Annotated in this window: 17 protein-coding genes and 2 pseudogenes; 14 read left to right on the top strand and 5 right to left on the bottom strand. The window is 71.3% G+C overall.

Annotated features, from left to right (window positions below; genetic code table 11):
• Positions 1–115 precede the first annotated feature (115 nt).
• Positions 116–1075, bottom strand: coding sequence for a LysR family transcriptional regulator (locus ACZOOI_RS33965; RefSeq protein WP_465283398.1), 960 nt, complete (start codon positions 1073–1075; stop codon positions 116–118).
• Between the two features lie 272 nt (positions 1076–1347).
• On the opposite strand from ACZOOI_RS33965, the gene ACZOOI_RS33960 reads away from it, so the two are divergent.
• The gene (locus ACZOOI_RS33960; protein ID WP_465283397.1) at positions 1348–1776 is read left to right on the top strand and encodes a VOC family protein; all 429 of its coding nucleotides are present in this window, start codon (positions 1348–1350) and stop codon (positions 1774–1776) included.
• A 298-nt stretch (positions 1777–2074) separates the two neighbouring features.
• Positions 2075–3274 (top strand): serine hydrolase domain-containing protein, encoded by a 1200-nt coding sequence (locus ACZOOI_RS33955; RefSeq protein ID WP_465284096.1) that lies wholly within the window; start codon positions 2075–2077, stop codon positions 3272–3274.
• A 602-nt stretch (positions 3275–3876) separates the two neighbouring features.
• Here the strand turns inward: ACZOOI_RS33955 and ACZOOI_RS33950 are convergent.
• On the bottom strand, positions 3877–4998 hold the full coding sequence (locus ACZOOI_RS33950; protein WP_465283396.1) for a hypothetical protein: 1122 nt from the start codon (positions 4996–4998) through the stop codon (positions 3877–3879).
• A gap of 323 nt (positions 4999–5321) precedes the next feature.
• On the opposite strand from ACZOOI_RS33950, the gene ACZOOI_RS33945 reads away from it, so the two are divergent.
• Positions 5322–6173: a DUF4344 domain-containing metallopeptidase gene (locus ACZOOI_RS33945; RefSeq protein WP_465283395.1), complete on the top strand. Its 852-nt coding sequence runs from the start codon at positions 5322–5324 to the stop codon at positions 6171–6173.
• Between the two features lie 136 nt (positions 6174–6309).
• Here the strand turns inward: ACZOOI_RS33945 and ACZOOI_RS33940 are convergent, their stop codons facing one another.
• Complete coding sequence (locus tag ACZOOI_RS33940) at positions 6310–7170, bottom strand: LysR family transcriptional regulator (RefSeq protein WP_465283394.1); 861 nt, start codon at positions 7168–7170, stop codon at positions 6310–6312.
• A gap of 385 nt (positions 7171–7555) precedes the next feature.
• On the opposite strand from ACZOOI_RS33940, the gene ACZOOI_RS33935 reads away from it, so the two are divergent.
• The 3 genes and pseudogenes from ACZOOI_RS33935 to ACZOOI_RS33925 all read left to right on the top strand — a co-directional run bounded on the left by ACZOOI_RS33935 (position 7556) and on the right by ACZOOI_RS33925 (position 12844).
• Positions 7556–8449 carry an NAD(P)H-binding protein gene (locus ACZOOI_RS33935; RefSeq protein ID WP_465283393.1) on the top strand — a complete coding sequence of 298 codons (894 nt, stop codon included), beginning with the start codon at positions 7556–7558 and terminating at the stop codon, positions 8447–8449.
• Between the two features lie 1078 nt (positions 8450–9527).
• Positions 9528–10301: pseudogene (locus tag ACZOOI_RS33930) on the top strand (ABC transporter ATP-binding protein); the annotation flags it as partial.
• On the top strand, positions 10301–12844 hold the full coding sequence (locus tag ACZOOI_RS33925) for an ABC transporter permease (RefSeq protein ID WP_465283392.1): 2544 nt from the start codon (positions 10301–10303) through the stop codon (positions 12842–12844). The pseudogene ACZOOI_RS33930 and the gene ACZOOI_RS33925, both read left to right, overlap by 1 nt.
• 324 nt (positions 12845–13168) lie before the next feature.
• Here ACZOOI_RS33925 and ACZOOI_RS33920 read toward each other — a convergent pair whose 3' ends face one another.
• Entirely contained in the window at positions 13169–14590 is a 1422-nt protein-coding gene (locus ACZOOI_RS33920; protein WP_465283391.1) for a DUF2252 domain-containing protein, read from the bottom strand.
• Between the two features lie 627 nt (positions 14591–15217).
• Here ACZOOI_RS33920 and ACZOOI_RS33915 point away from each other — a divergent pair.
• Entirely contained in the window at positions 15218–15571 is a 354-nt protein-coding gene (locus ACZOOI_RS33915; RefSeq protein WP_465283390.1) for a VOC family protein, read from the top strand.
• A gap of 156 nt (positions 15572–15727) precedes the next feature.
• Positions 15728–15897 (top strand): annotated as a pseudogene (locus ACZOOI_RS33910) (transposase); the annotation flags it as partial.
• Positions 15898–16092: 195 nt separating this feature from the next.
• Here the strand turns inward: ACZOOI_RS33910 and ACZOOI_RS33905 are convergent.
• A complete protein-coding gene (locus tag ACZOOI_RS33905) occupies positions 16093–16551 on the bottom strand; it encodes a MarR family winged helix-turn-helix transcriptional regulator (RefSeq protein WP_465283389.1) in 459 nt (152 codons plus the stop codon).
• 63 nt (positions 16552–16614) lie between these two features.
• On the opposite strand from ACZOOI_RS33905, the gene ACZOOI_RS33900 reads away from it, so the two are divergent.
• The 6 genes from ACZOOI_RS33900 (at position 16615) to ACZOOI_RS33875 (ending at position 22917) form a co-directional block, all read left to right on the top strand.
• Positions 16615–16983, top strand: a complete 369-nt coding sequence (locus tag ACZOOI_RS33900) for a VOC family protein (RefSeq protein WP_465283388.1) — start codon at positions 16615–16617, stop codon at positions 16981–16983.
• A gap of 521 nt (positions 16984–17504) precedes the next feature.
• The gene (locus ACZOOI_RS33895; RefSeq protein ID WP_465283387.1) at positions 17505–17639 is read left to right on the top strand and encodes a hypothetical protein; all 135 of its coding nucleotides are present in this window, start codon (positions 17505–17507) and stop codon (positions 17637–17639) included.
• A 61-nt stretch (positions 17640–17700) separates the two neighbouring features.
• Positions 17701–18348, top strand: a complete 648-nt coding sequence (locus ACZOOI_RS33890; protein WP_465283386.1) for a dihydrofolate reductase family protein — start codon at positions 17701–17703, stop codon at positions 18346–18348.
• Between the two features lie 215 nt (positions 18349–18563).
• Positions 18564–20210 (top strand): alpha/beta hydrolase, encoded by a 1647-nt coding sequence (locus ACZOOI_RS33885; RefSeq protein ID WP_465283385.1) that lies wholly within the window; start codon positions 18564–18566, stop codon positions 20208–20210.
• A gap of 369 nt (positions 20211–20579) precedes the next feature.
• Positions 20580–22151: an MFS transporter gene (locus ACZOOI_RS33880; RefSeq protein WP_465283384.1), complete on the top strand. Its 1572-nt coding sequence runs from the start codon at positions 20580–20582 to the stop codon at positions 22149–22151.
• A gap of 175 nt (positions 22152–22326) precedes the next feature.
• Positions 22327–22917: a TetR/AcrR family transcriptional regulator gene (locus ACZOOI_RS33875; protein WP_465283383.1), complete on the top strand. Its 591-nt coding sequence runs from the start codon at positions 22327–22329 to the stop codon at positions 22915–22917.
• Positions 22918–23019 lie beyond the last annotated feature (102 nt).

Genomic DNA, 23019 nt, shown 5'->3' with positions numbered 1-23019 from the left:
CGGTGCGGTGGGCGTACCTGAGCCCGGTGAGATGCCGAATGCCCTGGTGGAGAGGTGGATTGACGCCGTGTCAGGTGCTCGTGCGGGGACAGTCGAGGGGGCGGGTGACACGGCGTCAGTTCGCCGTTCCGTAGCCGTCGTGACGGGCGAGCCAGTCCGGGTAGCGCGGCGCGTCCCGAACCGCCGCCGCGTGGGCGGCGCGGGCCTGGGCGGTCACCAGGGCCGCCGTGCGCGCGGCGGGTGCGTGCGGATGCCAGCCGATCAGGTGTCGCCACGACAGCGGTACGCCGGCCAGCGGTATCCGGGCGATGCCCGGCGTCGGCGGCATCGTCGCCCGACACAGTCCGACGGCCCGGCCGACCTGGGCGAGGTACACGCACGAGGCCACGTCCGTCTCGTAGATCGCCTTCGGCGCGAAGCCCGCCCGGGCGCACGCGGTGGAGAAGCAGTCGCCGAAGCAGCCTTCGCCGGGGACCACCGCCCAGGTCTCGCCGGCCAGCGCCGCCAGGTCCACTTCCGGCTCGCCGGCGAGCGCGTGATCGTGCGCCAGCATCAGGAAGACCGGGTCGGTGCCCACCTCGCGCCAGGCGAGACCAGCGTCGTGTGCCGGGCGACTCTCGCCGCACGCGCCCACGAGGACGAAGTCCAGCCGTCCGGTCGCCACCATGGCGGCCAACTCCCGGTTGGACCACGACATGTGCGTCGTGACCGCATCGGCGCTGTGTTCCTCGGCGAGGCGGTCGACCAGGCCCCCCAGCAGCGGCCCGTGGGTGCCCCCGAGGCGGAACTTGGGTGCCACCTCGCCCCGATTGGCGAACCGGACGGCCTCCTCCTGGAGTTCCCGGGCCGCGGGCAGCAGCACCCGGGCCCGATCCAGGACCAGTTCGCCCAGCGGAGTCAAGGTGACACCCTCGCGGCCACGCTCGAACAGGGCGCCGCCCAAAGCCTTTTCGATGCGTTTGAGTTGGGTACTGAGCGCGGGCTGGGCCAAGCCCAGAACGGCGGAGGCGCGGGTCAGGCTGCCCGCATCCGCGATCGCCCGAATGGTGCGCAGATGGCGCAATTCCATGTCCATGCCCGGCAAGGTACGGCCGACCGGTGGCGGCTACAAGGTACTGACGTGCCGTCACGCTGGACATGACGCAGGCGCCGAATCGCCGTACGGACGCCGGCGGCCGGGATCGGCCCGGCGGCGCGCGCCGCGCACGATCCCGAACACCGTGACCACCCGCCCGGGCGTCCGTAGATCGCCCGGCCGGGCCCGGAACCGCGCACGCGTCGGTTACGTTGGCCCCCCGCCGGTGATCGCGCAACGACCCGGCCGCGATCACGAACGAAGGTACGGACATGGACTGGACGCTGGAAGTGGTGGTTCTGCCGGTCGGCGACATCGACCGTTCGGTGATCTTCTATCGCGACAAGGTGGGCTTCGACCTCGACCACGACACGCACAACGAGCACATGCACGTCGTGCAATTGACCCCGCGCGGCTCCGGCTGTTCGATCGTCTTCGGTGACCTGCCCGCGCAGCAGGCCATGGAACCGGGGTCGATGAAGGGCCTGCAACTGTGTGTCGCCGACGCCGCCGCGGCGCACGCGGAACTCGCGGGCCGCGGTGTCGAGGTGAGCGAGATCGTGTCGTTCGGGGACCAGGACGGCAGCAAGTTCTTCGGGTTCAGCGATCCGGACGGGAACACCTGGGCGGTGCAGGAGTTGAAGGTGCGCGCCGACAAGCCCCTCATCCCGATCGAGGCCCGCGGCCGATTCGGCGGGTAGGAGTACGGGTCGGCGACCGGCGCGCCGGGCTCCGGGCTCCGGGCCGAAGTGGTGGCGGGTTCGGCCGGGATCGGCGCGTCGTGTGGCCGGTCGTCGCTTCGTGATCGACTACCGTCGGATCGACGGGATTTCGCGAGCCCACCCGACCGGGCCCGCGCGCCCTGTGCTGCCTCGGCAGGGCCGTGCGCGCTCGATGGGCGCATCGAATTACCGGCCGTGGACGTCCGGAGAACATGGGAGTAATGCCTTGCGACGCATTCCGTTGACACGTGCCGCCGCGGCAACAGCCTTGCTGAGCCTGGTTGTCACCGCCGGACCCGCGACCGCGGCCGAGGTCTCGGGGACGGAGGCCGCCACATCCGCCCGGTCGGGGAGCGCGACGACGCTGCCCGCACCGAACCTGGCGGGACTGCGCGATGCCCTGACCCGGACGCTCGCGGCCGGCGCCCCGGGGGCGATGACTCGGATCGACGACGGACGCACCGTCCACCGCGAGACGGCCGGCGTGAGCGACACCTCCACCGGCGCGGGCATGGACACGAACGCCCGCTTCCGCATCGGCAGCGTGACCAAGACCTTCTCCACCGTGGTGCTCATGCAACTGGTCGGCTCGGGCGCCGTCGATCTGGACGCGCCCGTCGATCGATACCTGCCGGGCGTCCTGCCCGACACCCGGATCACCGTGCGCCGGCTCCTGACGCACACGAGCGGGCTGTGGGACTACTCGAACGAGATGTTCGCCCGGACCATCCCGGGGTTCGAGGCGGTACGCAACAAGGTCTTCACCTTCCGTGAGCTGATCGACCTCTCCACCGCGCACCCCGCCACGGCGGAGCCCGGGACCACCTACCAGTACTCCAACACCAACTTCGTCGTCGTCGGCGCCCTGATCGAAAGGGTGACCGGACGGTCGGTGCAGGAGGAGTACGAGCGACGCATCATCCGCCCCCTGCACCTGCGGGACACCGCATACGTGCACCCGGCGACCACCATCCCCGGGAAGGAGATCCGCGGCTACCTCACCCCGGACGAGGCCGGAGCGCCGCTGATCGACTCGACCGAACAGACGGTCTCCTGGGCCCAGTCGGCCGGCGCGATGATCTCCAGCCCGGGCGACCTCGACCGGTTCGTCTCCGCGCTGCTCGGCGGTCGACTGCTGCGTGCCGACCTCCTGGACCAGATGCTCCAAATGACCCCCAGCGATGCGTCGGGCACCCGCTTCTACGGGCTGGGGCTGCGCCGACGGGACCTCGCCTGTGGCATCTCGGTGTATGGGCACACCGGTACCGTGCAGGGCTACTACACCTATGCGTTCACCACCCGCGACGGCCGACGCAGCGTCACCTCGGTGGCCAACGCCACCAACAACGGCGCCGTGAACACGGTTTTGGGCGACACCCTGGAGTCGGCCTTCTGCGGCACGGCACCCAAGCCGCGCGCACTGACGGCCGCCGCTGCGCTGCCCGAGGAGGAGACGGCCGGCTCGATCGGGCGATAGCCGGTCGACGCCGCGGCCCGTACATGCCCGCCCCCACCCTCGGATGAACCGCCGGCAGTGTGTCCGACACCCAACCGCCGGGCGAGGGCCGCGAGTTCGAGCCATGCCGGCGGCCCGGACGGCCCGGGCTCGACGCGCGGGCAGGGCCACCGGTGGGGACAGCGGGCGGCGTCCGGGGCGAGGAAGGTCTCCGCGTACACTCCCGGCGCGGCACTACATACAGTGCCCCCATGGTCGCGGTGAGGGCATCCCCCGAGGGCCCGTGGTCTTTCGAAGTTCCCGGTTGTACGCAAGGTAGTTCGAGGAAGCCGACGCCCCGGCGGCATTCGCGAGGTGGGCCGATCCCGCGGTGACGCGCTTCACCGGGGACGAGTCGCCCGCCGAGGAGGTGGCGGTGTACGTCAGCCGGGGGGTGGACGCCGGCCGGGGGACGGATGGGGCGGACGGCGGCTGCTGAGCTGGTTCACGCTCACCGGGTGTGGCTCACCTTGGTCGTGGTCCGAGCGCGGTCCGGGCCCGATCGGGCGCGGACCGGACGTGATTCACGGCGGAGCTTCGTGGTGGCGCGGACGGGATCGGGCTTGGTTCATCCGGCACTTGACTCACGCCGGGGCTTTCGCGGTGGCACAGACGGGACGGCTCCGGGCGGCGTAGGAGCGGGCGGCGGTCAGGAGGCCCAGGCCCAGGCCGCCGAAGGCCAGACCGCCGAAGGCGACCAACCACAGGGTGCCGGACGGGGTTGCGCCGAGGTCCGCGTCGGGTTCGGGGGCAGACACGACATCCAGCGCGGCAAGCGGGGCGTAGAACGCGAGGAGGACCCCGTACACCGACAGGGCGAAGCCGACCGACCAGGCAGGGGCCAACGGCAGCAGTCGCGGCACTCGACGCCCGCGCAGGAACGGCGTCCAGCCCGGAAACACCTGGCCCCAGGGGTGCATCAGGCCGATCAGCAGGAACACGCCGGCTCCCGCCGCCAACACGGTCGTATCGATGCCCACCGCCGCGAGTGCGTCCACCGCCGCCGATCCGCCGGAATTGGACTGCTTCCACTTCTCGGCCGTGATACCGAACGCGTCGCCGCCCGACGTCCAGACGGTCTTGGTCGCGGCCCACGGCAACAACCCGCACATCAGCAGGTGGGCCCGCCTCCTGGTGCGCCGGGCGGCGACCGAGGCACGAGGATGCACGAGCGCGACGTCGTACCCGCCGGAGTGCCGCAGCCCGCAGCGCGGACAAGTGCCGGCCGGCCGGCGCAGATGGGCCACACCCACCAACACCAGGAGGGCGGTCAGGGCCGCGCCGAGCAACTCGTGGGCCAGGCCGGTGGCGCTCTCCAGGCCCGAGCCCGACACCAGGGTGACGAAGTACGCGGGCAGGCCGACCATGCCCACCGCGAGCACCGGCGTCGCCACGACCAGCACACCGCCCACCACCCACCGGCCCCGCCGCCGCAGGGGCCGCCGGGTGCCCAGGGCAGCGGCGCCCGCGGCGACGGCCAGGCCGGCCAGAAGCCACTGGGCGAGCGGCGCATACGCGGTGTGCCGCGTCCACGGCACCGTGGTCGCGGTCACGGCCCACGTCGCCTGTACGGCGGCGAACACCACGCTCCCCGTCGCCGCCGCGGTGGGCGCCCAGCCGGGCCAGCGCCGCGGCCACCCGGAACGGGCCGATGTCGGCGGCGACTTCGTGCGCCGATCCGTGCGTACCGGTGCGGGGACGGCCACGGCGACCTCCGGGTCGGGGAGCGGAAACGAGACGCCCCATGCTCAGCCCGCCCGCCGGTCGATCACATCAGCCGTTCCGCCCCCGCCGATCCCCCAAGCGGGGGACCACCCTGCTCCACAGGACCGACGCCATGGCTCCGCCGGCAATCTTGTATCGAGGTCGGCGTCGGCACCCGAAGTGAGACCGTTGCGAACGGGCGAAGGCGGTTGTTGTGGCTGCCGTGGGGGCCGGCCGGTCTCGGGAGTGGGTCGGCCTCGGTGTTGTGGGTGCGTATCGCGTCGGGTGCTCGGAGGTTGGCGCAATCCTCGGGAGGGTCTTGCACATGCGGATTTCGATGCGGCGCGATCGTGGGCACGGGCGAAGCGGGTTTTGGGCGGGGCTGCTCGCGGTCGTGCTGCTCGCCGGTTGCACCGCGTCGGACGATGGGATCGACGGCATCGAAGACACCGACCGGGATGTCAGTCGATCGCCGGAGCAGCGCGGCTTCGTGGTCCGCTTCGAGCAGCCCTCCGAGGCGGATCGCGGCCATGCCGCTTTTCTGCACGACCGGAAGGTGATGGAAGCCGCCTCGGATCGCCTGAACGCCTTCGTCGGCTTGGATCACCAGGCGTTCGTCGTCGCCCGTTCGTGCGGGGGAGAAGGCTCCGAGTACGACCCGGAAGCGAAGCGCATCGTGATCTGCTACGACCAGATCGGGGAGGAACGCGAACTCTTCGAGCGCGCGGGGCACCGTCCGGCGGACGACGAAGTCGTCGCCGTGTTGGTGGAAACCATCTACCACGAGGCCGCCCACCACATCATCGATACGTTGCACCTCTCCCTCACCGAGCGGGCCGAGGAAGACGCCGCGGATCAGTTCGCGGCACTGCTGCTTCTCCGTCAAGGTGCGGACGGGGAAAGGCAGTTGCGGATGGCCGTCCAGGAGTACGAACTTTCTGCGGCCGAAGACGACGACACCGCCGGCGACAACGATCGCAGGGACGAACACTCCCCGGACCTCGTACGCGCTGCGAATCACCTGTGTTATCTCCACGGTTCCGCGCCCGGTCGGGAACGTGATCCGGCGAGTGAGCGCCTTCTTCCCCCACCGCGTGTCACGGGATGCGCGAACGAGTGGGCGCAGGTACGGGACGCCTGGATGAAGAACCTGACTCCCATCCTCCGAAAGCAGTGACGCCGGCTGCACCTTCGGTTCTCCATCGACAGCGCTCCCTTGGGGTCGGGTTCCCTTGGGCCGCGGTTGAGCACGGCTCCGGCTCGCATGCGCTGGTCGAGGATCTCGCAACCGTCCGTATCCGGCGCCGCGTTGGCTACAAGTCGCGAGTCCGGACCGCTTGGTGGTCTGGGGCGGTGGCCGCTGTGGTGGCGGCGGTGCGGATGAGGGCTGCGGTCGCCGTGGAGCGGGATTGTTGGGGCCAGGCGATGGCGAGGACCGAGGGTGGGGCGTCGGAGACCGGACGGTAGACGACGCCGGGGCGCGGATAACGGGCGGCGACGGAGGCGGGCAGCAGGGGAGTGACGCGGCCCAGGCCGACCAGGGTGAGGAGTTGGGCGAGGTCGCGGGTCTCCTGGCGGATCTCGTCGAGGAAGCGGTACAGCTCGCCGGCGTGCAGGCCGAGGTCGGCGAGCGTGAGGTGGTTGCGGTCGGCCAGCGGATGGGCGGTGGCGAGGGCGACCACGCGCGGTTCGGCGGTCAGCGTCTCGGCGTCCAGGCCGGTGTGGTCGAACGGCTCGTGGACCAGGGCCACATCGGCCTCGCCACAGCGCAGGAGACGCGGTTGTTCGTGCCATCCGCACAGCCGGATGGCGACCGGTACGGCGCCGGGTTCGCCGGCGTAGCGGTCCAGGATCGGTTCGAGCAGTCCCGCGTCACCGTCGGCCTTGACGGCCAGGACCAGTTTCCGCTCCGGGTCGGCGGCGCGCTGGGCCCGGCGTCCGGCGGCCTGCAGGGCATCCAGGGCGATCCGGGCTTCGGCGAGGAGCACGGTACCGGCCGAGGTCAACGCCACGGTATGGGTGGTTCGCTCGAACAGGGTGACGCCCAGGTCGGCCTCCAGGCGGCGGATCGCGCGGGACAACGGCGGCGCGGAGATGCCCAGTCGCTCGGCGGCGCGGGCGAAGTTGAGCTCCTCGGCGACGGCGACGAAGTAGCGCAGCGGGCGGGCTTCCATGGTCGGGCCCTCCGTTCGGTGGGGTCGTCGTCGGGAGTTGTGGGGTGTCGGCAGGTGTGGTCGGTAGGTGCCTGGTAGGTGCTGGGAATCGTCGGGTGTCTGTGCATGTCCGGGCGGGGCGTCCTCGGGCGTTGCCCCCGGTCGGTGCCGTCGGTGTCGGCTCGGTGTCGCTCGCCATCGGTCTCGGTAGCAGGGCCAGTGGTTCGGAGCTCCGAATGGCCACGGTATTACCCGGAGGGTAACAAGCGGGAGCGGGACGGTCCTTCAGTTCCGGCTCGGCACGCGGCAGGCTCAAGGACATCCCGCGAGGCTCTCCTTCCTGTGAAGCATCCCCGCGAAGCATGCCTTCCCGTTCTCTTCTTCCTCTCGTTCCTCGGAGTTGTTCATGATTGTCGTCACCACCCCGACCGGGCAGATCGGCCGACAGGTCCTCGATCGGCTCCTCGACGTTCCCGACCGCAGCAACCCGGAAATTCGAGTGATCGTCCGCGACCCCGCCCGACTGTCCCCGCGGGTGCGCGCACACGTCGAGGTCGTCCAGGGTTCGCACGCCGACCCCGTCGTGCTGACGAAGGCCTGCGCGGACGCGGACCGCGTGTTCTGGCTGGTGCCCCCGACATCGACGGCAGACAGCGTGGAGGGCCATTTCCGCGCCTTCACCGCGCCACTGTGCGAGAAGATCCGGCACGGGCGCATTCGGCGGGTCGTCGCCGTCTCCACGCTGGGCCGCGGCGTGGCCCGGAACGCCGGGCAGGTTTCGGCGTCGCTCGCCATGGACGAGGCGATCGAGGCCACCGGCGTGCACTACCGGGCGCTGTGCGCACCGTTCCTGATGGAGAACCTGCTGGGCCAGGCGGAGTCGATCCGGGACGCGGGCATGTTCTTCCTGGCCCTGGCCCGGGACCGCGTGCTGCGCACCTGCACCACGGGCGACATCGCCGCCACCGCGGCCCGGTTGCTGCTCGACGACACCTGGACCGGTCAGGAGGACGTCCCGGTGGTTGGACCCGACGACCTCTCCCCGGACGGCATGGCGCAGGTGGCCTCCGAGGTGCTGGGACGTGCGATCCGCGTGCAACAGACCGGCCCTGCGGACTACAAGGCGACGGCCGTGCGCTACGGCGCGAGCGAAGCCTGGGCACAGGGACTCGCCGACATGGTTGCGGCCATCGACGACCAGGGCTTCTACGGCACCGCCGCACCCGGTACCCCGGAATCCGCACCCACCGATTTCCGCCGCTGGTGCCACGACGTCCTCAAGCCCGCCGTTCAGGGCTGACCGCCGCCTCCCGGTACGCCCCGGCGGTACGGAACCCGTTGCGAGACGGCTCCCGTATCGCCTGGGCGCGAAGCCCCGAAGCACCGAAGCACCGAAGCCCCGAAGCCGCGCGGCGCCGCTTGGGGGAACCGACGTCCGTGGGTGCCGTCAGTGTCCGGCGTCGAACTCTTCTGCGGCAGACCCGAGTTCATGGCCGGGGCGCGAAAGTGGCCCTGCTGTCAAGGCCGGTTGGCGCCGCGTCGCACCGCAAAGGAAGCGGTGGCGGCTTCGGCGGCTTCGGCTCGAGGGGCTGTGGCACACGAGGTGAGGAAGCCGTGCACCCGGCTCCCGCCCAGCCGGCACGCGGCGCCGGCCGGCCTCGTACCCGTTACCCGTACCCGTCCGCCCCGCACCGCCCCCGTGGGCGGGATGTGACCCCGTGCAGGAGGCACCTCGGGTACCGGTACTCCGGTACCGCCCCCGTGCGGAATTCTCGTCCCGTCGCACGACGGACCGCCCCGAATGCCCTGGCAGAGTTGTGATCACAAGGCACGGGGGCGGTTCGGAACACCGATCGAGTCCCCGAATCGAGCTTCGGCCGCGCCACTTCGGCGCAGCCGGACCCACGACGAGTCACCGGTGCCCCGCGCACCGCCGGAGTGCGGGACCCCCCACCCGGGTCGGCACGGACATCCGTCGCCGCAGACCCCATCGCGTCGTGGTCGCCGAATTCTCGACGGTCGAAATCTCTACGGGAGGCACCATGTTCGGGCGAGGCAAACGAGGCGACCGACGGGCGAATACGGGGCCCGCCGCCTCCCCGCGCCCGGACCAGCCCGGACCGCACCACCTCCCACCGCACCAGGCCGACCCGTACCCGGCCCGCCCGCATCTCGCCGAGCCGTACTCCGCCGGCCCGCACCCGGCCGGCCCGTACCCCGGCGAGCCCGCCGCCTTCCCGTACGCACCCGCCGCCGCACCCTCTTCCGCACCCGCCGCCGGCGCACACCGCGGCCGCCCCCAAGACGGCCCGCGCCGCTCCGCGCACCCGGAACACCCCGGGCACCCGGCCCACCAGGCATACCCCGCACACCCGACCCACCCGGCGCCCGCGTCCGACGGTGCGCCCGCCGTACGGCTCGAAGGCGTCGTCAAGACCTACGGCAGCGGCGCGGAGACCGTGCACGCCCTGCGCGGCGTCGACCTGCAGATTCCCAAGGGCACCTTCACCGCCGTCATGGGCCCCTCCGGCTCGGGCAAGAGCACCTTCCTGCACTGCGCCGCCGGACTCGACAAGCCCGGCTCGGGCCGCGTGCTGCTCGGCGACGACGACCTCACCGCGATGAACGAGAACCAGCTCACCCGGCTGCGCCGAACCCGCCTGGGCTTCGTCTTCCAGGCGTTCAACCTGCTGCCCTCGCTCACCGTCGAGAAGAACGTCCTGCTCCCGCTGCGCCTGGCCGGCGACCGTGCGGACCGCCGCCGCGCCGCCGAGGTACTGGCCATGGTCGGCCTGCACGAGCACGCCAACCGCCGCCCCGCCCAGCTCTCCGGCGGCCAGCAGCAGCGCGTCGCGATCGCCCGCGCCCTGGTCACCCGACCCGACGTGCTGTTCGCCGACGAGCCCACCGGGGCGCTGGACACCACCACCGCCGCCGACGTGCTCGCACTGCTGCGTCGGGCCGTGGACGAGAGCGGCGCCACCATCGTCATGGTCACCCACGACCCGGTCGCCGCCTCCTACGCCGACCGCGTCGTCTTCCTCGCCGCCGGTCAATTGGCCGGCCACCTGCACGCACCCACCCCCGAAGCGGTCGCGGCCCGGATGGTCGCGCTGTCGCAGCCGGCCCGAGCGCAGGGGCAGGCCGCCTGATGCTGCGCACCAACGGGCTCGCCCGTACCTCCGTGCGGTTTCGGCCCGCCTCCTTCGCCGGATCCTTCATCGCCCTGCTGTTCGCCGCCACGCTGGTGACGATGTGCGGGATCTTCCTCGAAAGCGGGCTGCGCGCGCACGTACCGCCCGGCCGTTACGCCGACACCCCGATCGTCGTCGCCGGCCAGAACAGCGTGCACAAGACCTTCGGCAGCGGCGAGGACAAGGAGGAGGTCTCCGTCGCCCTGCCCGAGCGCTCCCGCATCGACGCCGGGCTCGCCGCGCGCATCGCCGCCGTACCGGGCGTCGCCACCGTCCTGCCCGACCTCACCTTCCCCGCGCAGACCCCCACCGCCGTCCTCGACGCCCACCCCTGGTCCGCCGCCCGGTTGGCCGGCACCCCGCAGAGCGGCACGGCCCCACGGGCCGGCGAGGCGATCCTGACCGCCGACGCCGCAGCCCGCGCCGGCAGCGGCATCGTCCCCGGCGGCACGCTGCGGGTGACCACCCCCTCGGGCGAGAGCACCCTCAAGGTCGCGGCCGTGGTCCCGGGTCGGGGCGCGCACCTGTACGTCGCCGACGCCGAGGCACCCAAACTCGCCGGGAACCCCGGCAAGGTGACCGCGTTCGGCGTGCTCCTCGCCGACGGCGCCTCCACCGGAAAGGTCGCCGGCGACCTGCGCAAGGCCCTCGCGGACGCCGACGTGAAGGTCCGCACCGGCGACGGGCGCGGCGAGGCCGACCACCCCGGCCTGGGCGACACCAAGGCCATGCTGACCGGAGTCGGCGCATCCTTCGGCGGCGTCGTCGCCATGGTCTCCATCTTCGTCGTCGCCGGCGCCACCTCGCTGTCCGTGGCCCAGCGCCGCCGCGACTTCGCCCTCCTGCGCGCCGTGGGCGCCACTCCCTGGCAGATCCGCCGGATGATCGCCACCGAGGCCGGTTGCGTGGCCCTGGTCGCGGGCCTGGTCGGACTGTTGCCCGGCACCCTGCTCGCCCGGCTGTGGTTCGACCAGATGGTCGACCGCGGCATGATCGAGAGCGGCGTGACCCTTGCGATCGGCCCGATCCCGATGCTCGCCGCCGTCGGTGCGGGCCTCGTCTCCGCGGTGCTCGCCGGACTCCTGGCCGCGCGGGCAAGCGCCCGGACCAAGCCCACCGAGGCCCTCGGCGAAGCCGGCATCGAGCGGGCCCGCCTCGGTTGGTTCCGCCTCGTCCTGGGTCTGGTCGCCGTCGCCGGTGCCGCCGCCCTCTCCGGCCTCGCCATGAAGGCCAGCGGCGACCAGGCGGTCGCGGCGGCCGCCGGCGTGATCATGCTGTTCATGCTGGGCATCGGCCTGCTCGGTCCGCTCATCGCGCACCTGTTCGTTCGGCTCGCCGGAGTCGTTCTGCGGCTGTTCGGTGCCCCCGGACAACTCGCCTTCGACAACGCCCGCAGCAACTCGCGCCGGCTCGCCTCCGCGATCACCCCGATCACGCTCACCGTCGCCTTCGCGACCACGCTCATGTTCATGTTCGCCGCCCAGGACCACTACAGCGAAAAGCAGTCCAAGGCCGCCCTGACCGCCGACCGCGTGGTCACCGGCCCGGGATTCCCGGCGCGCGCCGCCGGCGACGTCGCTCGCATCCCCGGAGTCGACGCGGTCACCTCGGTCCTGACCACCAGCGTGGTCATGTCCACCTCCGACGCACTGGAGAAGTACCCCACCCAGGCGATCGGCGGCACCGACAGCGACCTCGCCAAGGTCCTCGACCTGGGCATCCGCAAGGGCAGCATCGACGCCCTGCGCCCCGGCGCGGCCCAGCCCGCCGGTGGCGCGGTCGCGATGGACCGACTCACCGCCGACGTCGTCAAGGCGCGGGTCGGCAAGCCCATCGAGATGCGCCTCGGCGACGGCACCAGGATCAAGCCGACCCTGGTGGCCACGTACGACCGCGGCCTGGGCACCGCCGCCGTCACCCTCCCGCGCGCCGCCGTGGAGCACCACGTCGACGCCGCCCTGGACGGCCGACTGCTCGTGCGCTTCGCCGACGGCGCCGACCCCGCCGCCGTGGACACCGCACTCACCAAGGTCACCGGGCAACACCCCGCCGCCAAGATCTCCGACCGCGCCGGATACGCCGCCGAACGCGACCAGGCCCGCGAAACCAACAAGTGGGTCAATCAGGTGATGCTGATCATCCTGGCCGGCTTCGCCACCATCGCCGCCGTCAACACCATGATCGTCTCGACCGTCGCCCGACGCCGCGAACTCGGCCTCATGCGCATGATCGGCAGCACCCATGCCCAGGTCCGCGGCGTGATGCGGGGCGAAGCCGTCCTGGTCGGCGTCATCGGCCTCGTCCTCGGTCTGACCATCGCGATGATCACCCTCGTCCCGTTCGGCAAGGGCGCCTTCGGCGAGAGCACTCCCTACATCCCGATCCCGCTGCTCCTCGAAATCAGCGCCGCCGCCCTGCTCCTGGCCCCCCTCTCGGTAGCCCCGGTCACCCGACGCCTCCTCCGCATCGAACCGATCGACGCGGTCGGAGCGAAGGAATAGCCGCCGCCACGTGGGCGCGCCGCCCGCTGCCATCCCGTTTGCACGGGGTGGCAGCGGGCGGCGGCGTGGGGGCTTCGGGCCTTCGGAACGGGTCTGGACCGGCATGGCGGTTCGACGGGCCAAGGACCATCCCGAGGGTCGGCGGCGTGTGGCTGTCGGAACGGACCCACACCGGCTGCCCTGAGCGGTAGCGGTTGGCAACTGCCGCCTCCCCGGCGGGCGGAGGCGCCGGCGCCGCGGCCTCGGAACGACGATGCGATGTCCGCCGGGGACGGAACGCGGCGATCACCCATCGTCGTGGCCGCCGCGCCCCTGCGATTTTCGCTACGCGTCCTCGGCGGCCACCCGTCCCGACTTCACCGCCTCCAGCAGGGCCGCGTGGTCGCGCTCGTTCTGGTCGGCGTAGGACTCCGCAAAGCGCGTCACCGCCCGGTCGAACACGTCACCGCCGCCCAGGTAGGCCGCGATCGCGATGCGATCCCCGGACCTGGCGTGCGCGCGGGCCAGCGTCGCGCCACACAGTTCGCCGAACGCGCGCATGCCCCGCGGGACCATCAGCGAAGGCTCCGCGATGCCCTTCCAATCGCGCAACTGGCGTACGTAGAAGTCCCGTTCCCGGCCATCGATGCCCTCCAGTCGCTCCCAGCCCAGAAGCATGTCGCCCGCGGCCTGCATCAGGCGCTGACCCGCGACCACCCGTTCCCCCTGCGTCGGGTACTCGCTCGCGCCCGCATGCGCGGCCAACACCGACGCGCCCGCCTCCTTGGCCTGGAGGAACAGCGGATCCCGGCCGTCCCGCCCCAGCAACAGGATGATCCAACAGCGGGTCCCGACACTGCCGACCCCCACCACCTTGCGGGCCATGTCCACCACGGTGTACTGCCCGAGCAGATGACGAAGGTCCGAACGCAGCGTGCCCCGATACCGCTCGAACAGCTCGTCGAGGCGCTCCCGCAACGCATTGTGCTCACCCTCGGGGACGAGTTCGGACACCGGAGTGATCAGCGGCGGCGAAGAGACGATCCGCGGCCGGCCGTCCACCTCGTGGGTGAGCTTGCCGAACGCCTGGAGGCTGTCCCGGGTACGCGCCTTGGCCAGCGCCCGGGACATGCGTTTGCGCCCACGCTTGTGCAACTGCCCCGCCGCCAACGCCCGGAGCAGGTCCGCATCGGCCTTGGCGTACCACACGTCGAGATTGCGCATCCCGGCGAACCGGCGCATCTGCTCCCGATAGGAGCGCACCGTCGCGCCGACCACCCTCGTACGCTCCCGATCCGAGAAGCCGTTCTCCCTCCCCGCGATGACCAAACTCGTGGCCAACCGCTTCACGTCCCACTCCCACGGACCCGGCAACGTCTCGTCGAAGTCGTTGAGGTCGAAAAGCAGAAGCCGCTCGGGCGAGGCCAACAGCCGAAAATTCAACATGTGCGCATCACCGCACAACTGCGCCCGAAGCCCCGATGCCGGCGTACCGGCGAGATCACCCGCCATGATCGCGGCGGCTCCCCGATAGAACCGAAACGGCGACTCCGACATGCGCCCATAGCGAATCGGCACCAACTCCGGTACCCGCGACGCCGATTGCGCCTCGATCACGTCCACCGGATCCGGCCGCCGCGGACCCGGCGCATACTCGCCATGACTGGACCGAGACGCCTTTGTCCGCGCCGCCCTGCCACGATCGGCCCGCTCCCGCGGCGACGGCCACGAGGTATCGCGCACGGTGGTACCCGCCTTCGGCGTCATCACATGCCCTCCGGACCCGCATCGACAAACCCGCCATCACCGGTCGGCGCCGCCGCCGGCGTGCCGGGCTCCGTCACCAGTGCGGCGGCAGGGTTCCCGACCCCACCGACCCTGGCGCCGGGCCCGGGCCTGGCCCCGACATCGGCATCGCTGTCGGTATCGGCCGGGGACGAGACACCGTCCACCCCTCAGGAGACCGGAGCCCACGGCTTCCGGCGAGCCGGGTGCTTCCAACGAGTGACGGCCGGGGGCGCCGATGCGCGTATGGGCCCTGTGCACGGGTTCGCGGGTGCGCGGTCCGTGGATTGGTGAATTCGTGGATTCGGGGGCGCCGTCGGAGAAGACTTCGCAGGGGAATCGGCCATTCCCGAGACCGGCCCGGCTCGACCCGGGCCGTCTTGGACATGTACCACGCATGCCTCGCAACCGGACGTTTCCAGGCCCGATGAGTCGGACCCCTTGCCGCAACGTCGGGTGGTGTCCCCTGGAGTGGTGTAGCAGCGATCGCTTCTCGCGACTTGCTGCTGCTACATCGCTTTGCGGGATACGATCCGCGCACCGGATCGGCGGTCGGCGGTACTTACCCCCAGCCCTGGCAGTCGGTCGACCCTGTTTATGCTCACGCCCATGGCACTCGAGTGGGAACAGATCATCGTCGACTCCGCCGACCCCGTCGCCCTCGGGCGCTGGTGGGCCGAGGCTCTCGGCTGGGTAGTGGTCGACGAATCCGAGGAGATCATCGAGATCCGGCCTGAGCCGGACCGGATGCCGGGGCTGCTCTTCGTGCCTGTCCCCGAGGGCAAGACGTCGAAGAACCGGCTCCACCCAGACTTCCGCCCCGACGACCAGGAGGCCGAGGTCGCCCGGCTGCTCTCCCTCGGTGCCCGGCGCGCCGACACCGTGCAGGACGAGCAGCACTGGGTGACCCTCCTCGACCCGGAGGGCAACGAATTCTGTGTCCTGGGTGAACGGAAGAGCTGAGCCGGACCGGGCAGCCGTTCGGGCGGAAGTGCCGGACGGTTTCGCCCACCCGCAGCTGCCCCCGGCCGCTGCTCGCGGCCCCGGCTGCGCCGGGTGCTCCGACCGTGGTCTCCGTGCATGGCTCCGGCTGGTGCGTTGACGACGCGCGGCTCGGCCCGGACGACCCGGCGCAACGGGCACCGGGAGGGGGTGCCGACCACGCAGGCCGGGGGCCTGGACTTGGCGATCCCCACGGTCCGCACCGGCAGCTTCTTCCCCTCGCTGCCGGAACGCCGCGCCGCATTGATCAGGCCCTCTACGTGGTCATATGCATGGACAAGATCCACCCCCAGGACATCGACCAGCTCGACGCGGCTACACCACTACACGGGACATGACCCGGTGTCGGTGTCGGTGTCGGTGTAGGTGTCGACGTCGATCACGACGCAATCGCTCTCGGAGAGCAGGGCCTCGCGGCGGCGGGTGGAGGCCGACACCTGCCCCCGGCCCGACGGCGAGGGTGCCGTGCGCCGGGGGAAGGGCTATGCGCCGTCGTTGCCATCGCGTAGGGACCGAATCATGCTCTGCAGGATCCGGAACGCGCTCGACTGCTCGGTCTCGGTCATGCCGGCCAGCATTCTGACCTCGACGGACCGGACCGCCACGGTCGCCTTCTCCAGGCTCCGTCGGCCGCGAGGCGTGAGCCGCGTGGGAAGAACCTTCCCGACGGGGGCCTCGGCGGGCCTGGTCACGTAGCCGTCTCGTTCCAGGGCCTGGAGCAGCACGTTCATCGTCTGCCGTGTCACGAACGCGCCCCGCGCGAGCTCGGAGTTCGACAAGCCCGGCCGTTGAGCCAGCAGCTCGAGACACGAGTAGTGCGTCACGCTCATCCCGAGCGGCCGCAGCACCTCCTCCATGGCTGCGCGCAGGGCGCTCGAAGCCTCTTTCAGCAGGTAGCCCAGTGATTTGTCCAGGTCGATGCCGGCACCGTTTTGACTCATGTCAGAATTCTGACATACATTGATCCGTGTCAGGAATCTGACACGGAGAGAAGGAGTATCACCATGCCCGCCACCGGCCCCGACTTCATCTCGCTCCAGGCGCGCGACCTCGACGTGTCGCAGGCGTTCTACGAGCATTACCTCGGCCTCGTCCGCTCGCAGGCCGGACCACCGCACGCCGTCGTTTTCGAGACGAAGCCGATCGCGTTCGCACTTCGCGAGATTGTTCCCGGCACCGATCTCGCATCCGTTGCCCAGCCCGGCATCGGTGCCGCGATCTGGCTCCACGCCACCGACGTCCAGGCCATCCACGATGCTCTCGTCGCCGACGGTCACACCATCGTCTCCGCCCCGATCGACGGCCCGTTCGGCCGGACATTCACCTTCGCCGACCCCGACGGCTACCACGTCACACTCCACGACCGCACCTGACCCGCCCGACGCCACCGGACGATCACCGGTCCCCGAAGACCGCCGGTTCCGCCCGAGGCGCGAGAAGCCCGGCGACACTCGTCGGCTCTTCGCACTCGACCGCGTGCGACCGGTCCGGTGCGTCCGTGACGGCAGCTGTGCCAGGAAGTCGTAGACATCCGTGCGGTCACTCCAGTGCTTGGCGTTCTTCCGAGATCCGTACTCGATCGGCATGTCACGGCCCTACGGCGGGGACTCGGCCTCGCCGGATTCCCTCCCCTGCGGCAGTGGGGCACGACCTCACCCGGTCTGCCCCTCGTTCGCCATCTCGCGCAGACAGGGTGGGTCCTCGGTAGACGCCGGCGTCGCTCCTGGATGGACGGTGCGTCGATCCGGCGACAGCGGAGCCGACCTGCGGTACGGGACTTCGCGCGGAGATTCTTTTCTGGAATTCGGTGGAAGGCATGTCGAGAACGGCTCATGGGCTCCGACCTCCCCGTGAGAACACCGGATACGAGCAGTGCACTGCACGGGAGTCGAAGATGCGGAGGATCGTCCACCTGCGCCCGCCCGCTCCCCGGGCGGAGCCGAGGCACGGACAGGTGATCGACGTGCTGGTGGCCAACCGGGAGCCGGCCCGCAAGGCTGCGGCCGCCCGCGGCGACATGCGGCGATGAGTTTTCCCGGCCGGTCAATCGTTCGTCAAGTGATCAGAAAATGCGAAGCAGGAGGAGCGACATGAGCCAGTTGTTGCGGGTCCAGAACTTCACCGTCTCGAGCGACGGGTTCGGCGCCGGCGAGGGCCAGAGTCTCGAGAAGCCGTTCGGCCACGCCGATCCGGGGAACTTGCTCGCCTGGGCCTTTGCCACCGACCACCCGCCCATCAAGCGCTCCGAACCCGGTGGCAGCCGAGGTCTGGACGACTACTTCACGCGGGACTACGCCCGCAACATCGGCGCCGAGATCATGGGACGCAACAAGTTCGGGCCCCAGCGCGGGCCCTGGCAGGACCACGAGTGGCAGGGATGGTGGGGTGACGAGCCCCCGTTCCACACGCCGGTGTTCGTCATGACCCACCACAAGCGCCCGTCGTTTGCGCTCTCCGATACCACGTTCCACTTCGTCGACGGCGACCCGGCCACGGTCCTCGCCCAGGCGAAGGAGGCAGCGCAGGGCCGGGACGTCCGGCTTGGCGGTGGGGCCACGATCATCCGGCAGTTCCTCGATGCCGACCTCATCGACACCTTGCACGTGGCGGTCGCGCCGACGAAGCTCGGCTCCGGGGCCCGGCTGTGGGAGTCCCCCGATGAGCTGCTCGACCGGTTCCACCGGGACGTCGTGCCCAGCCCGAGCGGCGTGACGCACCACCTGTTCTGGCGGAAGTGAGGCCGGACCAGCCGGCCGGCGCGGGCTCCGTCACCGGCGCCCGCGGCATGGCCGCCGCCCGGCGGTGTCCTGGCCCCGCATCGCGCGGGTCGCTGCGGGTGCTTGGCGTCGGCCGACCGGTGCGGTGAGTGGAATGTCCGGTGTGGGCGGTGCCTTTGCCGGTGGCGGGGATATTGGTGTGCCGTGCCGGAACGGCGACTGATAGTCCTTGGCGCGTGATCACTCCTTTTCAGGCGGCGTCCTTCCGTCGTTCCATACCCGTGGCCGTGGCCCTGTTGTTGGCGGCCGGGTGTACCGGGGGCTCCGGTGACAGTGCGTCCAACGCCGCCGACGGCAAACCGGTCCCCACCCAGGTGACGACCGGGACGGCCGCGGCCACCCCGCCGAAGCCCAAGGGGGCGGCGGACCCGACGCTGCGTGCCTTCTACGAACAGAAGATTTCGTGGAAGGCGTGCACGGACGACCCGAAGACGAAGAAGAAGGACGAGGGCGAATTCCGGTGCGGGACCTTCAAGGTGCCGCTGGATTACACCGCTCCCGACGGCAAGTCGCTGGACATCGCCGTCATGCAACACCCGGCTGCCAAGCCCGATCAGCGGATCGGCTCGCTCGTGTTGAATCCGGGCGGACCCGGGGGCTCGGGCCAGGATTTCGTCAAGTACGGGTTCGACGAGTTCGACGGACCTCTGCACGACCGCTACGACATCCTCGGCTTCGACCCGCGTGGTGTGGCCGACAGTGCGCCCGTACGGTGCCTGGACGACAAGGCCCGGGACGAGCGCAACGCCCGGGACGCGCCCCGCGATCCGGTCGAACGCAAGGCGCGCAGCGAGCGCAGCGGCAAGGAGTTCTCCGCCGCGTGCCAGGCCGAGTCCGGCGAGTTGTTGCCGTTCGTGGGCACGCGCAACGCGGCTCGGGACATGGACGTGCTGCGCGGCGCGGTCGGTGACGACAAGCTCAACTACCTGGGCATCTCGTACGGAACCTACCTCGGGACCATGTATCTGGACGAGTTCCCCGACCGCGCCGGCCGGATGGTCCTGGACGCGGTGGTGGACCCGGCGGCCGACAAGCTCGATGCGAGCATCGACCAGACCGTCGGCTTCGAGCGCTCGTTCCGTGCGTTCGCCGCCGACTGCGCGGCCCGGGCGGGCTGTCCGCTGGGCGGCGACCCGGCCAAGGCCGCCGAGATCGGCGCGACCTTCCTCGACGCGTTGCAGGACAAGCCGCTGCGCACCGCCTACGACGGCCGCAAGCTGACCTCCTCCCTCGGTTGGACGGGCACCAACAGCCTGCTGTACGGCGACAAGGAAACCGCGTGGAAATACCTGCGGGAGGCCCTCGCCCTGGCGATGAACAAGAAGGACGGCAGCGCCCTGCTCTTCTACGCCGACAACTACCTCGGCCGGGACGAGAAGGGTCACTACGACAACAGCACGGACTCGCGCTCGGCAATACGCTGTGCCGACGGCGCCGCCCCGGCGCCCTCTCCCGAGCGGATCGAACAGGTCCTGGCGAAGCTCAAGGCGGATGCTCCGCTGCTTTCCAAGGACACCGTCGCATCGGACATCGAGGGCCCCGGCTGCGAGTTCTGGCCGTACAAGACTCCCGAGAAGCCGCATGTGATCCGGGCCGAGGGCGCCGCGCCCGTCCTGGTGGTGGGCACGACCGGTGACCCGGCCACGCCGTACGCCGCATCCGAGAAGCTGGCCAAGGACCTCGCGCACGCGAGCCTGCTGACCCTCAAGGGCGAAGGCCACGGCGCGTTCGGCCGCAGCAAGTGCGTCGATGCGGCGGTGGCCGCCTACATCATCGAGGGCAAGCTGCCGGCCGCCGGCACGCAGTGCACCGACGGCAAGTAGCCGCCGAAGCCGCCCACTCCCGCCGCGCCCGGGCCGCCGCGGGCCGGAGCGCGCCGGGAGTGGGCGGCGCCGCGACCTCCGCCGATGTGCGGCCGCGGGGTCGCCGCCGACGCCACCCCGGTCGCGGATACGCCCCCGGGCTGACGACACGGTCCGGGATCGGTGGCCTCGCGGGGTGCACGGTGTGTGCGGGGCGCGCGGCAGGACGTTCGCCGGGGCTCGGGCGGCTAACTCGAACACGGTTGTACGGCATGGGTGGATGCGATTCGCTTACTCGAACACGCCTGTACGAGATGTGCCGGGCGGTTTCGGCGGCCGAACCCGGTCGACGGCCCGCCCGCTCGGGCCGGCACTTCGAGGAGCGAAACGATGTCCCACGACAGTCGATCGACGCATGACGCGCACGACGCGTCCGGTGCGCACGACGTACACGACCTACACCACCCACACGGTGCGCACGACCCACACGGCGACGCCGCCGGTGGCCACGCGCACGCGCACGCGCATTCACACGCACACGCTCACTCGCGCGTCGAGGTGCAGGATGCGCCCACGTCGCGGCGCTGGTTCGTGCTGACCCTGGTGTGCCTTGCGCAGTTCATGTTGATCCTGGACGTCACGGTCGTGAACGTCGCGCTGCCGAGCATCGGCGCGGATCTGGGCCTGGGGCGAGAGCCGCTGACCTGGGTGGTCACCGCCTATGCGCTCGCGTTCGGCGGTCTGATGATCCTGGGTGGGCGGATTGCGGACACGCTGGGCCGGCGGACCGCGTTCCTGCTCGGCCTGGGTGTTTTCACCGCCGCGTCGCTGGCCGCCGGGTTCGCCCCGAACGGCGCGATGCTGCTCACCGCCCGAGTTGCGCAGGGTGCCGCGGCCGCGCTGTTGTCGCCGGCCGCGCTTGCGCTCGTGACGGTCACGTTCCACGGCCCCGAGCGCAACCGCGCACTCGGCGTGTGGGCGGCGATCGGCGGCACCGGGGCGGCGGCCGGCGTTCTGGTCGGCGGACTGCTGACCGCCGGCCCGGGCTGGGAATGGATCTTCTTCGCCAACGTGCCCATCGGTGTGGCCGTACTGGTCCTGGCCGCGTCGGTGATCCCGGTCCGGCCGCGTACCGTCTCGGGCACCCGCCCGGACCTGCCGGGAGCGCTCGCGGCCACGGCGGGCACCGCGGCGTTGATCCTGGGTGTGACCCGTGCGGGCGACGTCGGCTGGGCGTCCCCTTGGACGTTGTTGTCGTTGACCGGCGCGGCGGTCGGCTACGCGCTCTTCGTCCTCGTCGAGCGCACGACCGCCGATCCTCTGGTGCCCCTGGTCCTGCTGACCCGCAGGCCCGTGATCTCCGGCGCGTTCGTGATGCTGGTGGCGAGCGGACTGTTGATCCCGTTGTTCTTTCTCGGCTCGCTCCACATGCAACACACCCTGGGTTTCGATTCGTTGCGGACCGGGTTGGCCTTCCTGCCGGTCGCCGTCGCGGTGACCGTCGGAGCACACGTCGGGGGCCTGCTGGTCGGCCGCATCGGCGCACGGCCGGTGGGGGCGGGCGGCCTGGTGCTCGCCGCGGCGGGTGCGCTGTGGCTGAGTCGGCTGCCCGAGCACGGCGGCGGCATGTCCGACGTGGTCCCCGGACTGGCCCTGGCCGCGGCGGGCCTGGGTCCCGCGTTCGTCGCGGCGACCACCACGGCGATGTCCCGTGTGCACCACGACGAGGCCGGCATCACCTCGGGTGTGGTGAACACGTTCCACGAACTCGGCGGCGCACTCGGCGTCGCCCTGGTGTCGGCGATCGCGGCGCCCAGCATCGCGGACGGTGGCGGAGTCGGCGGGTATACCGACGCGTTCCTCGCCTGCGCGGGCACCGCTGTGGTCGCGGCGCTCGTGGCATTCCTGCTGGTTCCGGCGGGCAGGCCGCCTGTCTCCGACGGGCCGCGGCACGTGCACTGACCACGGCGATGGGGACCGGGACCGGGACCGGGACGACCCTGGCAACCATGGCAAATATCGCAACTGTGCCATCGGGACCGGGATATCCGGCACGAGCGGGAAGACCGGCACGACCACCACGACCACCACGCCTGCCGCGGCCGGCGTGAAGATTCCGACAGTAGGGTTGACCACCATGGGTGCGACATCATCGCCGGGCGTACGGCGACGGGCCGATGCCGAACGCAACATCGCGGCCATCCTCGCCGCCGCGCTCGGCGCGTTCGCGCGCGACCCCGAGGTCACGATGACCGACATCGCGCGGGAGGCCGGGGTCGGACGGGTGACCCTGTACGGGCACTTCGGCACCCGGGACGTGCTCCTGGAGGCGGCGATCGGGCAGGCCCTGGGCGAAGTGGACGTGCTGCTCGACGACGTCGAAATCACCGTCGGACCGGCCGACGAGGCACTGGTACGACTCGCCCGCGAGGGCTGGCAGGTGTTGGACCGCACCCGCGGCCTGCGCCGGGCAGCCCTGAAGGCGCTGGGCGAGGCGAGCCTGCGCCGCCAACACGCCCGGGTCCTGACCAGGGTCGACGAACTCGTCGCGCGCGGCCGCAGCGAGGGCGACATCCGTACCGACCTCCCGGCCGCGTGGCTGACCGCGACCTACTACGGCGTGATCCACACCGCGGCGGACGAGGTCGACGCCGGCCGACTCGACCGCGCCGCGGCCGGCGACACCATCGCCGCCACCCTACGCTCGGCCCTCGCCACGCCCCGCTGAGGACGGGCCACGCGGCGCCTGTTGCCCGGCGGGCGCGCGGAGGCGCTCGGCCTGCGATGCGCACGTGCCCGCGCGGCGTGGGGTGGCCACCCGACCGCGTTC

Source organism: Embleya sp. L77 (assembly GCF_055557415.1).
The sequence above is the reverse complement of the archived record's forward strand: the minus strand, read 5'-3'. Positions and strand labels throughout refer to the sequence as shown.

Bases quoted from the DNA above. Each gene is read 5' to 3' on its own strand.
- ACZOOI_RS33965 (WP_465283398.1), bottom strand. From the start codon at position 1,075: ATGGACATGGAATTGCGCCATCTGCGCACCATTCGGGCGATCGCGGAT.
- ACZOOI_RS33960 (WP_465283397.1), top strand. From the start codon at position 1,348: ATGGACTGGACGCTGGAAGTGGTGGTTCTGCCGGTCGGCGACATCGAC.
- ACZOOI_RS33945 (WP_465283395.1), top strand. From the start codon at position 5,322: ATGCGGATTTCGATGCGGCGCGATCGTGGGCACGGGCGAAGCGGGTTT.
- ACZOOI_RS33940 (WP_465283394.1), bottom strand. From the start codon at position 7,170: ATGGAAGCCCGCCCGCTGCGCTACTTCGTCGCCGTCGCCGAGGAGCTC.
- ACZOOI_RS33935 (WP_465283393.1), top strand. From the start codon at position 7,556: ATGATTGTCGTCACCACCCCGACCGGGCAGATCGGCCGACAGGTCCTC.
- ACZOOI_RS33925 (WP_465283392.1), top strand. From the start codon at position 10,301: ATGCTGCGCACCAACGGGCTCGCCCGTACCTCCGTGCGGTTTCGGCCC.
- ACZOOI_RS33920 (WP_465283391.1), bottom strand. From the start codon at position 14,590: ATGACGCCGAAGGCGGGTACCACCGTGCGCGATACCTCGTGGCCGTCG.
- ACZOOI_RS33915 (WP_465283390.1), top strand. From the start codon at position 15,218: ATGGCACTCGAGTGGGAACAGATCATCGTCGACTCCGCCGACCCCGTC.
- ACZOOI_RS33905 (WP_465283389.1), bottom strand. From the start codon at position 16,551: ATGAGTCAAAACGGTGCCGGCATCGACCTGGACAAATCACTGGGCTAC.
- ACZOOI_RS33900 (WP_465283388.1), top strand. From the start codon at position 16,615: ATGCCCGCCACCGGCCCCGACTTCATCTCGCTCCAGGCGCGCGACCTC.
- ACZOOI_RS33895 (WP_465283387.1), top strand. From the start codon at position 17,505: ATGCGGAGGATCGTCCACCTGCGCCCGCCCGCTCCCCGGGCGGAGCCG.
- ACZOOI_RS33890 (WP_465283386.1), top strand. From the start codon at position 17,701: ATGAGCCAGTTGTTGCGGGTCCAGAACTTCACCGTCTCGAGCGACGGG.
- ACZOOI_RS33880 (WP_465283384.1), top strand. From the start codon at position 20,580: ATGTCCCACGACAGTCGATCGACGCATGACGCGCACGACGCGTCCGGT.
- ACZOOI_RS33875 (WP_465283383.1), top strand. From the start codon at position 22,327: ATGGGTGCGACATCATCGCCGGGCGTACGGCGACGGGCCGATGCCGAA.